The 12,128-nt window shown below is 33.3% G+C and carries 12 protein-coding genes and 2 tRNA genes; all 14 read left to right on the top strand.

Features of this window, described 5'->3' with window-relative positions; translation table 11 throughout:
* The first annotated feature begins 11 nt into the window (after positions 1-11).
* The 14 genes from ROY99_11710 (at position 12) to tsaD (ending at position 12,126) form a co-directional block, all read left to right on the top strand.
* Positions 12-100, top strand: a tRNA-Leu gene (locus ROY99_11710).
* A 152-nt stretch (positions 101-252) separates the two neighbouring features.
* Positions 253-326, top strand: a tRNA-Val gene (locus ROY99_11705).
* 51 nt (positions 327-377) lie between these two features.
* A complete protein-coding gene (gene thrS, locus ROY99_11700; protein MDT3697041.1) occupies positions 378-2,315 on the top strand; it encodes a threonine--tRNA ligase in 1,938 nt (645 codons plus the stop codon).
* Between the two features lie 30 nt (positions 2,316-2,345).
* Entirely contained in the window at positions 2,346-2,891 is a 546-nt protein-coding gene (infC, locus tag ROY99_11695; GenBank protein ID MDT3697040.1) for a translation initiation factor IF-3, read from the top strand.
* A 6-nt stretch (positions 2,892-2,897) separates the two neighbouring features.
* On the top strand, positions 2,898-3,089 hold the full coding sequence (rpmI, locus tag ROY99_11690; GenBank protein ID MDT3697039.1) for a 50S ribosomal protein L35: 192 nt from the start codon (positions 2,898-2,900) through the stop codon (positions 3,087-3,089).
* 15 nt (positions 3,090-3,104) lie between these two features.
* Positions 3,105-3,452 carry a 50S ribosomal protein L20 gene (gene rplT / locus ROY99_11685; protein ID MDT3697038.1) on the top strand — a complete coding sequence of 116 codons (348 nt, stop codon included), beginning with the start codon at positions 3,105-3,107 and terminating at the stop codon, positions 3,450-3,452.
* 71 nt (positions 3,453-3,523) lie between these two features.
* Positions 3,524-4,537: a phenylalanine--tRNA ligase subunit alpha gene (pheS, locus tag ROY99_11680; GenBank protein ID MDT3697037.1), complete on the top strand. Its 1,014-nt coding sequence runs from the start codon at positions 3,524-3,526 to the stop codon at positions 4,535-4,537.
* A gap of 13 nt (positions 4,538-4,550) precedes the next feature.
* Positions 4,551-6,956: a phenylalanine--tRNA ligase subunit beta gene (pheT, locus tag ROY99_11675; GenBank protein MDT3697036.1), complete on the top strand. Its 2,406-nt coding sequence runs from the start codon at positions 4,551-4,553 to the stop codon at positions 6,954-6,956.
* Positions 6,957-7,280, top strand: coding sequence for a hypothetical protein (locus tag ROY99_11670; GenBank protein ID MDT3697035.1), 324 nt, complete (start codon positions 6,957-6,959; stop codon positions 7,278-7,280).
* A 43-nt stretch (positions 7,281-7,323) separates the two neighbouring features.
* Complete coding sequence (locus tag ROY99_11665) at positions 7,324-7,620, top strand: cell division protein ZapA (GenBank protein ID MDT3697034.1); 297 nt, start codon at positions 7,324-7,326, stop codon at positions 7,618-7,620.
* A gap of 232 nt (positions 7,621-7,852) precedes the next feature.
* Entirely contained in the window at positions 7,853-9,415 is a 1,563-nt protein-coding gene (gene rny, locus ROY99_11660; GenBank protein MDT3697033.1) for a ribonuclease Y, read from the top strand.
* A gap of 36 nt (positions 9,416-9,451) precedes the next feature.
* Positions 9,452-10,036 carry a dephospho-CoA kinase gene (gene coaE, locus ROY99_11655; GenBank protein ID MDT3697032.1) on the top strand — a complete coding sequence of 195 codons (585 nt, stop codon included), beginning with the start codon at positions 9,452-9,454 and terminating at the stop codon, positions 10,034-10,036.
* A 171-nt stretch (positions 10,037-10,207) separates the two neighbouring features.
* Entirely contained in the window at positions 10,208-11,113 is a 906-nt protein-coding gene (locus tag ROY99_11650; protein MDT3697031.1) for a proline dehydrogenase family protein, read from the top strand.
* A complete protein-coding gene (gene tsaD / locus ROY99_11645; protein ID MDT3697030.1) occupies positions 11,110-12,126 on the top strand; it encodes a tRNA (adenosine(37)-N6)-threonylcarbamoyltransferase complex transferase subunit TsaD in 1,017 nt (338 codons plus the stop codon). The genes ROY99_11650 and tsaD overlap by 4 nt, the downstream gene beginning before the upstream one ends.
* The last annotated feature ends 2 nt before the right edge of the window (positions 12,127-12,128 follow it).

Here is a 12,128-nt window from a genome sequence, read left to right as displayed (position 1 = left end):
ACTTTTTTGTTGCCGGGGTGGCGGAATTGGTAGACGCACAGGACTTAAAATCCTGTGGGAACTTGTTCCCGTGCCGGTTCGAGTCCGGCCCTCGGTACCAAATATAATGTTAATTAAAGATGTACAGTTATTAGGTTAATTGTGCATTTTTAATTTATTGGGCAATTTATAATTCTTTTAACTCAATTGACAGAGCGTTGCAACTTTGTTTGCAAGGTCAAAGATTACGAAGCAATATTAAAAATAAATATTGGGCTCTTAGCTCAGTTGGTTAGAGCGTCTGCTTGACGTGCAGGAGGTCAAAGGTTCGACTCCTTTAGAGCCCACAACTGATTTGAATAGTTTTCGGAGTCAACTCCGATTTTTTTAGGTGATATATGCAAAAAATTAAAATAACATTTCCGGATGGTGCTGTTAAAGAATATGACAGCGGAATAACTGGATATCAGATTGCTCAATCAATTTCACAAAGATTAGCTGACGATATATTAGCCGTAAAATTTAATGATATAGTGATTGACTTAAACAGAGCAATCACTTCAGATGGAAATGTAAAGTTTTTAACTTTTGAAGATAAAGAAGGAAAAGAAATTTACTGGCATTCATCTTCGCATCTTATGGCACATGCAATTCAGGATATTTTTCCGGAAGCAAAGTTTGGTGTTGGACCAGCGATAGATGCAGGTTTTTACTATGATATAGACATTAATACTCAATTGTCCGAAAATCATCTTAAGCTGATAGAAGATAGAATGATTGAACTTTCAAAAGCTGATTCCAAATTTGAAAGGGAAGAACTATCTAAGCAGGAAGCAATTGATTATTTTAAAAAGAAGGGCGATCAATACAAAGTGGAGCTTTTATCTGAAATGGATGAAAGCAAAGAAACAATCAGTATTTACAAAGAAGGCTCATTTACTGATTTATGCAGAGGTCCTCATCTTCCTAATCCCGGTAAGATAAAATATATTAAACTGCTTAATATATCAGGTTCTTATTGGCGAGGTGATGAAAAGAATAAGCAATTGCAAAGGATATATGGTATTACTTTTCCTAAAAAGAAAATGCTTGATGATTATCTTTACATGCTTGAAGAAGCAAAAAAGAGAGATCACAGAAAACTTGGTAAAGCATTGGAGTTGTTTTTCTTTTCACCTAACGTTGGCACTGGTTTACCAATCTGGCTGCCCAAAGGAACAATATTAAGAGAAACTTTGGAAAGGTTTTTAAGAGAAGAACAAACCAAACGAGGCTATTTACCTGTTATTACTCCTCACATTGGAAATATAAATCTTTATAAAACCAGTGGACATTATCCGTATTATAGTGACAGTCAGTTTCCTCCAATGAAATTTGGTGATAGGGAAGAAGAATATCTGTTAAAACCTATGAACTGTCCTCATCACTTTCAAATTTACGCTTCAAAACCAAGAAGCTACAGAGATTTGCCTATTCGATATTCAGAATTTGGAACTGTATATCGTTATGAACAATCTGGTGAGCTTAACGGATTAACCAGGGTACGATGTTTTTCAGTTGATGATTCTCATATGTTTGTCAGACAGGATCAACTTAAAGAAGAATTATTTAGTGTAATAGAATTGATTCAATATGTTTTTAAGGTTATGGGTTTTGCTGATTTTACAACACAACTTTCTTTTAGAGATGAGAATTCTGAAAAATACGGTGGAGATATTTTACTTTGGGAAAAAGCTCAGGCAGAAATTAAAGAAGCTGCAGATGAGATGAAATTAGTTTATACAATTGAAGAGGGTGAAGCTGCCTTTTATGGTCCTAAAATAGATTTTATGGTTAAAGATGCTTTAGGCAGAAAATGGCAGTTGGGAACTGTTCAGATTGATTATGTTATGCCTGAAAGATTCGATTTGGAATATGTTGGAAGTGATGGACAGAAACACCGCCCGGTTGTGATACATCGTGCGCCATTTGGTTCACTTGAAAGATTTATCGGCGTTCTTATCGAACATTTAGCCGGAGAATTTCCATTGTGGCTTGCACCGACACAAGCTGCCATTATTCCTGTATCTCAAAATTTTGTTGAATATGGAAATAAAGTTGCAGAGAGCTTTAGAAAAGCCGGAATTAGATTTGAGATAGATGAAAGGAATGAAAAGATTGGTTACAAGATCCGTGATTGGGAAATGAAAAAGGTTCCTTATATGTTAATTGTTGGTGAAAAGGAAATGGAATCATGTTCTGTTTCAGTAAGAAAGCATAAAATTGGAGATCAAGGTTCTTTGAATTTATCAGATTTTATTGATAAAATTGTAGTCGAAATAAATAATAAAGTGTAATTACATTCTTTAACAAGGCAAGAGGTTTATATCACACAGAAACAATCAGTCAGGGTAAACGAAGAAATAAAGGCACCAAAAATAAGGGTGATAGATATTGATGGAACACAATTGGGAGTATATACTGTTAGAGATGCTTTAAGATTTGCAGAAGAAAGAGGACAAGATCTGGTCGAGATTGCACCACAGGCTGTTCCGCCAGTATGTAAGATAATTGATTTTGGTAAATATAAATATGAGCAGCAGAAACGGGAAAAAATTCAAAAGAAAAATCAGATTGTTTCGGTTTTAAAAGAAATAAGATTACACCCTAATACTGATGTACATGATTTTGATTTTAAAGTAAAACACGCTCTAAATTTTCTGGAAGATGGTAACAAGGTTAAAGTAAGTGTGATGTTTAAAGGTCGGGAGATGGCTTATACTGAACAAGGGGAAGAATTATTGAAAAAATTTATTGAAAAACTGGAAGACATATCTAAAGTTGAGTCTCCCATAAAACTTGAAGGAAGAAATATGGCTACCATATTAGTTCCTCAATCTAAAAAAGGTAAGAAAACTAATAAGCAGGAATAATTATATATGCCAAAAATGAAAAGCAATCGTGGTGCATCTAAAACATTTAAAAAGACTGCATCAGGAAAATTCAAAAGAAAAAAAGCTTATAAAAGCCACATTCTAACTTCTAAATCTACAAAGAGAAAAAGAAGTTTAAGAAAAGGAACATTAGTAAGCGATGCAGAACAAAAACGCGTAAAGATAATGGTTCAATAAAGGAGTAATGATAAAATGCCAAGATCAAGAAATAAAGTTGCTTCACATAGAAGAAGAAGAAAACTGTTAAAACTGTCAAAAGGGTATTGGGGTAATCAAGGTAATGTTTTAACCTCAGCAAAAAATGCAATCGAAAAAGGTTTAACCCATGCGTACAGAGATAGAAGATTGAAGAAGAGAGTTTTTAGATCTTTATGGATAACCAGAATTAATGCAGCAGCAAGATCTAACGGTACAACTTATTCAAGATTGATAGATGCACTGAATAAAAAAGGTGTTGATATCAACAGAAAAGTTCTGGCAAGTCTTGCAGTTGAAAATCCTTCAGCTTTTGCTGAAGTTGTTAAGTTTTCCAATAATTAATTTTATACCCTCTTCGGATTTATTGAAAATTATTTTATCCGTCGGGGGTATTTTCTATTTAAAGAAATCTTATGCTCGAAAAAAACATTACTGAAATAAAAGACAGTTTTTTAGCAGATATTAAATCTGTTAATTCGTTAAAAGATATTGAAGAAATAAGGATTAAATATTTCAGCAGAAACGGATTAGTATCACAACTTTTTGAACAGCTTAAAGAAACTGCGAAAGAAGAAAAACCAATACTCGGTAAAAAATTAAATCAGCTTAGAGACGAAGTATCTGCACATTTTGAAGAAATGAAAGAAAGAATTGCTTCACTTCAATATAACAAAGAAAAAAAAATAGATTTAACCTTACCTGGTAATCAATATATTATCGGAAGCAAACACATCTTAACTCAAACTCTTGACGAAATTAAATCCATATTTAAGGGATTGGGGTTTTCTGTAGTTACAGGACCAGAACTTGAATCTGACTATTATAACTTTGAATCATTAAATTTTCCATCCGACCATCCGGCAAGAGATATGCAGGATACTTTTTTTGTCAGTAAAGATTTCTTACTTCGTACACATACCACTCCGGTTCAAATAAGAATTATGGAAAAGCAAGCACCGCCTGTACGTGCTATTATGCCCGGCAGGGTTTATCGCAATGAAGCAGTTAGTGCAAGAAGTTATTGTATGTTCCATCAGGTAGATGGAATTTATGTTGATACAGATGTAACCTTTGCAGAACTTAAAGGAACATTGGTATCCTTTGCTAAACAGTTTTATGGCTCGGATCTAAAATACAGATTCCGTCCAAGTTTCTTCCCATTTACTGAGCCAAGTGCCGAAATGGATATTACCTGTTATTTATGTAAAGGTAAAGGATGCAAGATTTGTAAAGATTCCGGCTGGCTCGAAATTCTTGGCTGCGGTATGGTTGATCCAAATGTGTATAAATTTGTTAATTATGATTCTGAAAAATTTTCCGGATATGCTTTCGGAATGGGTATTGAAAGAATTGCATTGCTAAAATATGGTATTACCGATATCAGAATCTTTTTTGATAACGATATCAGATTCTTAAAACAGTTTTAATTCGGAATAAGAAATGAAAATTTTACTAAGCTGGATAAAAGAATTAGTTAATCTGGAGGGCATTACAACAGATGAAATTGTTTCCAAACTAACAATGTCCGGGCTGGAAGTTGAAGATGTAATTAATCAGGCAAACCTTTATAAAAGTTTTGTTGTTGGATTTGTAAAAGAAACAGAAAAACATCCCAATGCAGATAAACTTACTATATGTAAAGTTTTTGACGGTAAAGAAGTCTTGCAAGTTGTCTGTGGTGCTTCAAATGTAAAAGCTGGTCAGAAAATTGTTTTTGCACCAATTGGCACCGAAATTCCTAACGGAAATTTTGTAATTAAAAAAGCAAAGATCAGAGGAGTTGAATCAAATGGAATGATCTGTGCTGAAGATGAACTTTTATTAAGTGATGATCATTCTGGTATTATGGTTTTGGATGAAAATCTTGAAACCGGGACACCGATAACTGAAGCATTAAATCTTAATGATGTAATACTTGATATCGCAATTACTCCAAATCGTCCAGATGCGCTTTCATTCATAGGAGTTGCACGAGACCTTGCGGCTTTATTCGATAGAGATTTGCGAATGCCTGAAGTGACTTATTCCGATAAAGGAGAAGATGCGGGTAAAGAAGCTTCCGTAATAATTGAAGATGCAATCAATTGTCCGCGTTATATTGCAAAGGTTATTAGGAATGTTCAGATTAAAGAATCACCTGAGTGGCTGAAAGACAGATTAGAAAAGATCGGATTGAGACCGAGGAACAATATTGTTGATATTACTAATTTTGTTTTATACGAGTGCGGGCAGCCATTACATGCTTTTGATCTTGATAAGCTTGCTGATAAAAAAATAATTGTTAAAAGTACAAAAACAGAAAAAGACTTTACAACGCTTGATTCAAAAGAAAGAAAACTGCCTGTTAATACTTTAATGATTTGTGATGGAAAAAGAGAAGTAGCTATCGCCGGAGTAATGGGTGGGGAGAATTCTGAAATAACCGAATCAACAAAAAATATATTGATTGAGAGTGCCTACTTTAATCCATCAAGTGTAAGGAAAACTTCAAAGGCTCTTGCTTTAAGCACAGATGCCTCTTATCGTTTTGAAAGAGGAACTGATCCCAATATTACAAAGTTTGCTGCAGAAAGATGTGCAAGTTTAATAGAACAGTTAGCAGACGGTAAAATTGTTGATGGTTTAATTGATGTTTATCCAAAAGTAATCCTGCCCAAAGAAATTAAATTAAGATTCTCCAGAACAGCTAAGATTCTAGGTTATGAAGTTTCGCATAATAAAATAAAAACAATTTTATCTCGGCTTGGTTTAGTAATTAAAGTTTTGGATGATGATAACTTACTTGTTTCTGTTCCAACATATCGCCCTGATATTGAACGGGAGATTGATCTTATTGAGGAAATAGCGAGAATTAATGGCTATGATAATATTCCTACTGTTCCTAAAATAAATATTACACTTGAGCAGAAGCACGATGAAACTGAAATTGATGAGACGATAAGACAAGTAGCTTGTGGATTAGGACTTTTTGAAATGATCAATAATCCGTTGCAGTCTGAAAATGATGTTAAAATTTTTGGGAATCCAGTAAAAGTTTCAAATCCCTTAAGTGTTGATATGGAGTATTTACGAACTACATTGATTTCTGGTGCATTATTAACAGTATCAAGAAATCTGAGACAAGGTGTTAAGGAAATAAATCTTTTTGAGATTGGAAATGTTTTTAATAAAAAGACTGAAAACGGAATTAAATCTTTTGATGATTTTTCAGAAAATCAGAATCTTTTGTTTTTAATAAGCGGTAAAGAACAGCTGAAAGGCTGGAATATATCAGAAAAAGAATCTGATATTTTTAATCTTAAAGGTATTGTTGATTCATTTTTACTTAAGTTATCACTTGACAATGTTTTAATTGATTCCTATTATTCCACTGCAAATGAAATTTTCGCTTATTATTTTAAGAAAAACTATAATAATGTGGAAATTGGTTCGGGTGGGAAAATAAAAAAGGAAGTTCTTAAACAATTTGATATTAATCAGGATGTTTACTGTTTTGAGTTCAATTTAACCGAGCTTAAGAATGTAAGTACTCAAAAAAGAAGATTTACAGAACCACTAAAATATCCTAAAGTTATTCGTGATTTTGCATTTATCTTCGATGAATCGGTAAAATATCTTGATATTAAAGAGTTTATTAAAAAGAAAAGCTCTCAACTTCTTAAAGAAGTCTCAGTTTTTGATTTGTTTGAAAGTGAATTGTTAGGACAAGGAAAGAAAAGTATTGCTTTTACGCTTGAATATTATGATAATAACAGAACATTGACCGAAGAAGAAGTTGAGAAAGATTTTAATAACTTAATTACTTTAGTTACAAAAGAATTTAATGCTCAATTAAGAGGTAAATAGTTGGTAGATCTGGCTAAATACGATACCATAATTCAGGATCTTTCTGCAATCGAAGCAGAGATTGCCACAATTGGCAGCAGATTAAAAGATACTGAAATACGCAAAACCGAACTTGAAATACAAATTGCAAAACTTCGTCAGGAAAACGCGTTTCTGCAAAAAAAAATTATAGATATGGAGCAGGAAATTGTTTTAGTTAAACAGGACGAAGAAGGAAATATATTTAATTCTTTAAATAGCAAGGAGAAAGAAAACTTAAAACTAAAATTACAGGATATTATTTCTAAAATTGATTTTCATCTGTCTGGTTCCAGGCAGGTTTAAGTTCTTATAAATTAAATGATTGTTTGATGGTGAAGATAGTTCAATGACAGAAAAAAAGAAGCTTAAAATTAAAATATTTGATAAAGAATATTCTCTTTTGGTTGAGAATGAAGAAATTGCAAAAGAACTGGCACTTTATGTTAATAAAGTGATGGAAGAAACTAAGGATGAATTGCCAGATCAGCCGGCACAGACTATTGCAATTATTGCCTGTTTGAATATTGCTTATGATTTATTTATCGAGAAGAATAAAAACCGTGAATTTCTAATTCAAGCTACAGATAAGATTAAAAGAATAAAGCTTCTTCTTAAAGAACCTGAAATGTCTGACCCATCTTAAGTTTACCGCACTGCCGTTTTTTTAATGAAAAACTAACAGTTAAATTAAACAGGGATTGTGAACTTCGGAGTGTATTACAGGCCTCACCCCGACTTGTCGGAGATTCTGAACTTGTTTCAGAGCAGTGGAAGTAAAAAGCTTTCGAGCGCTTTCCCACCGTGCTTATAGGGTTTTTCCTATTAGCGGCGGCAGTGTCGGTATTTAATAAACTATACAGCCGGAGAATGTTAATATGGATCTGATTATTATAATACCAATGATAGTAGTGCTGATTGTTCTGTTCTTTTATTTAGGATGGATGTTCAACACTAGAGTTGGCAAAAAAAGTATTAGTGCAGCAGAAGAAAAAGCCGAACAAGTAATTCAGGATGCCAAAAAAGAAGCTGCGAATCTTAAAAGAGAAAAACTTCTTGAAGTTAAAGACGAGTGGTACAAGAAAAAAGTTGAATTTGACAATGAAGTAAATCAGAAAAAACAAAAATTACAAAATCTTGAAAAACAAGTTCAACAACGTGAAGAAAACAGCGAGAAAAAATTTGATCTGGTGCTTCAAAAAGAAAAAGAATTAAGAAAACTTGAAAAACAACTTCAGGATTTTAAAATAAATCTTGATGAAAAAAATGTTGAGATTAAAAAGCTTGAAGCTGAACAGAATGACAAACTTGAGAAGATTTCAGGTTTGACCTCTGAAGAAGCAAAGAAAATGCTGGTTGAAAACATGATTAATCAGGCAAAGATTGATGCTTCACAAACCATTAAAGAAATACACGACCGCGCAAAAACTGATGCTAAAAAAGAAGCTCAGAAAATAATTGTTCAGGCTATTCAAAGAACTGCAGCCGATTATTCTATTGAAACTACTGTTTCGGTAGTTCAAATTCAAAACGATGAAATGAAGGGAAGAATAATCGGTAAAGAGGGAAGAAATATACGTGCTTTTGAATCCGCCACAGGTGTTGATGTTATCGTTGATGATACTCCGGAAGCTGTTATCCTTTCATCTTTTGATCAGTTTAGAAGAGAGATTGCAAGATTATCACTAGAAAGATTGATTGCTGACGGCAGAATACATCCTGCAAGAATTGAAGAAGTTGTTGAAAAAGTTACTCAGGAACTCGAAGAAGAAATTCAACGAGAAGGTGAAAATACTATTCTGCAGCTTGGACTTCATAATATGCATTCTGATCTTATTAAGTTTGTTGGCAAAATGAAATACAGATCCAGCTATGGACAGAATCTGTTACAGCACAGTATTGAGGTAGGATATCTTACAGGAATTATGGCGGCTGAACTGGGACTTGATCCCATACTTGCAAAAAGAGCCGGATTATTACATGATGTTGGTAAAACAGTTGATAAGAATGTTGAGGGTCCGCATGCTTTACTTGGTTATGATCTTACTAAGAAATACAAAGAGCATCCTATTGTTGTAAATGCAGTTGGATCACATCATGAAGATATTGAAATGGAGCATCCGATTGCAGCATTGGTTCAAGCTGCTGACGCAATAAGCGGTGCAAGACCCGGTGCACGAAGAGAGCCATTGGAAAGCTATGTTAAACGATTGGAAAATCTGGAACAAATGGCTAAATCATTTGAAGGTGTTGCTAAAACTTATGCAATACAAGCTGGTAGAGAAATAAGAGTTATGGTCGAAAATGATAAAGTTGATGATATCGTTGCAGATAGATTAGCCCGTGAAATCGCTCAGAAGATTGAGGAAGAGATGGAATATCCGGGACAAATTAAAGTGGTAGTTATACGTGAAGTAAGAAAGATCGGAATTGCAAAGTAAGTTAATATGGTATTGTTTATGAGCTTAATTTAAAAAATGAAAATTGCTATCACCGGAAATATCGGATCTGGTAAAAGCCTCTTTTCTTCTTTTGCTGAGAAAAAGGGATTTATTGTTTTAAAAGCCGATGATATTTCAAAAGAAATCCTAAGTAAGGATTCTGAAGTTCGTAATGAAATAATTAAAGCTTTTGGAAAACAATCATTTATAAACAATAAACCTGATATTAAATATCTAGCTCAAAAGGTTTTTTCTGATCCTGTTAGTTTGAATAAGATTGAATCTATACTTCATCCAAGAGTTATCAAATCGATTAATGATACAATTAAGAGTCTGGAAAAAGATAATAAAACAGTTTTTGTGGAATCTGCTTTGATATACGAAGCCGATATGGAAAGAATGTTTGATTATGTAGTGTTGATAATTTCTGACAGAAATATTCGTTTACAAAGAAAGCTTAAATCGGGTATAACAGAAGAAGATTTTGTTAAACGCGAATCCAGCCAAATTGCTGAAGATGAAAAAAGAAAACGTGCTGATTTTATCTTTGCCAATGACGGGAGTATTGATGATTTGCATTCCAAATTTAACTTGCTGCTTCTATCGTTAGGTATTTTGTAGTACAGCTTCTTTCATTCAATTCAAACCTGAGTTTATTAAAGATATTATTAAACCTATGGTAATTTTAATATTCTGCTAAACAAACAAACACAACAAAAAAACACAAAACTGTATTTTTATTACATCTGTAAAATACACTAAATTTGTAAAGCAAAAATTCAGGAGTATTTTGTGGAAGCTATCAATCATCTTATCGTTAAAATTGTACAACTGATGCCTAAACCGGTTGTTGGATTCTTTTCTAAAAAATATATCGCTGGTGTTACACTTCAAGCTGCTGTTGATTATGTAAAAAAATTAAATTCAATAGGTATTTACGCAACAATGGATGTACTTGGCGAATCAGTCTCTAATAAAGAAGAAGCAATCCGTTGTAAAAATGAAGCTATTGAAGTTTTAGAAGCTATCGAACAAAATAAGTTAAAAGCTAATCTGTCAATCAAACCAACACAAATGGGTCTGGCAATCGATGAAGAATTTGCTTACCAGCAGATCTTTGAAATTGTTAAAAAAGCAGCTGAGATTAAGAACTTTGTGCGTATTGATATGGAAGATTCTCCATATACAGATAAGACAATCAATGTTTATAAGCGTATTTATCAGGATTATAAAAATGTTGGTGTTGTTATTCAATCGTATATGCGCCGGTCTTATGATGATGTTATTACATTAAATAAAATTGGAACTAATTACAGACTTTGTAAAGGAATTTATGTTGAGTCGGCTTCAATTGCTTATAAGGATAAACAAGAAGTTAGAAATAATTATTTAAAGCTTCTTGATGCAATGTTTAAGGATGGAAATTATGTAGGTATTGCTACTCACGACAAATACCTTATTGATGAAGCATATAAGCGAATCAAAGAAAAAAATATTTCTAAAGATAAGTTTGAATTCCAAATGCTGCTTGGTGTAAGAGAAGATTTACGCGACAAGATAAACAATGATGGTTATAAAATTAGAATTTATGTACCATTTGGTAAAGATTGGTATGCATACTCAGTAAGACGCTTAAAAGAAAATCCATCAGTTGCTGGTCATATAGCCAAGAGCTTTTTAACTTTCGGTAAAAGATGATTGTTCTCGGTATTGAAAGTTCTTGTGATGAAACTTCAGTAGCTGTAATAAAAGATGATATACTTTCTGCAAACCTGATCTCTTCTCAGGATTTTCATAAAAATTATGGCGGTGTTGTACCTGAACTATCCAGCCGTGCACATCTGCAAATTGTTAATCCGCTAGTTAAGGATGCTTTAAAAAAATCCGGAATAGATTTAATTGATGTTGATTTAATTGCTGCAACTGCAGGACCCGGTTTAATTGGTGCTTTATTAGTTGGACTAACTTATGCAAAAGGTCTTGCACTTGGAATGAATAAACCATTCATAGGTGTTAATCATATTGAAGGACATATTTTCTCAGGGTTTTTAATGCCTCAAAAACCTGAGTTTCCATTTCTGTGTCTTGTTGTTTCAGGCGGGCATACACTTTTGCTTTTGGTAAAAGGTTTTACTGAAATATATAAGCTTGGCAATACCGTTGATGATGCAGTTGGCGAAGCTTTTGATAAAGTAGCTAAGCTGCTCGGTTTGGGTTATCCCGGCGGACCGAAGATACAAAATGCTGCAAAGTTTGGTGATGCTGACAAAATTAACTTTCCGGTTTCTGATCTTAAACAAAAATTAAACTTCTCTTTCAGCGGATTAAAAACTGCAGTGCTTCGTTATATACAATCGCAGGGCGGTGTTGAGAGATTGAGTGAACAGAATAAAAATGATATCGCTGCTTGTTTTCAATCTGCTGCGGTTAATGCTTTAACCAGAAATGTTAAGCGTGCGCTTGAACAATATGAAGTTAAATCAATTTCAGTTGTAGGCGGAGTTGCGGCAAACTCTCATTTAAAATCCGAAATGACAAAAATTGCCGAGAAGTACAAAAAGATTTTAGTTGTTCCCGATTTACAATTTTGTGGTGATAATGCTGCAATGATAGCATTCAGAGGAAAATCACTTTTTGAAAATGGAGTTAGAGATACGCTTTCTTGTAAAACATTTCCTGCTTTGAGTGAAAATCATTTTTTAATAATGTAATC

Source organism: Ignavibacterium sp. (genome assembly GCA_032027145.1).
Classification (GTDB): domain Bacteria; phylum Bacteroidota; class Ignavibacteria; order Ignavibacteriales; family Ignavibacteriaceae; genus IGN3.
The sequence above is the reverse complement of the archived record's forward strand: the minus strand, read 5'-3'. Positions and strand labels throughout refer to the sequence as shown.

Bases quoted from the DNA above. Each gene is read 5' to 3' on its own strand.
- thrS (MDT3697041.1), top strand. From the start codon at position 378: ATGCAAAAAATTAAAATAACATTTCCGGATGGTGCTGTTAAAGAATAT.
- rpmI (MDT3697039.1), top strand. From the start codon at position 2,898: ATGCCAAAAATGAAAAGCAATCGTGGTGCATCTAAAACATTTAAAAAG.
- rplT (MDT3697038.1), top strand. From the start codon at position 3,105: ATGCCAAGATCAAGAAATAAAGTTGCTTCACATAGAAGAAGAAGAAAA.
- pheS (MDT3697037.1), top strand. From the start codon at position 3,524: ATGCTCGAAAAAAACATTACTGAAATAAAAGACAGTTTTTTAGCAGAT.
- pheT (MDT3697036.1), top strand. From the start codon at position 4,551: ATGAAAATTTTACTAAGCTGGATAAAAGAATTAGTTAATCTGGAGGGC.
- ROY99_11665 (MDT3697034.1), top strand. From the start codon at position 7,324: ATGACAGAAAAAAAGAAGCTTAAAATTAAAATATTTGATAAAGAATAT.
- rny (MDT3697033.1), top strand. From the start codon at position 7,853: ATGGATCTGATTATTATAATACCAATGATAGTAGTGCTGATTGTTCTG.
- coaE (MDT3697032.1), top strand. From the start codon at position 9,452: ATGAAAATTGCTATCACCGGAAATATCGGATCTGGTAAAAGCCTCTTT.
- tsaD (MDT3697030.1), top strand. From the start codon at position 11,110: ATGATTGTTCTCGGTATTGAAAGTTCTTGTGATGAAACTTCAGTAGCT.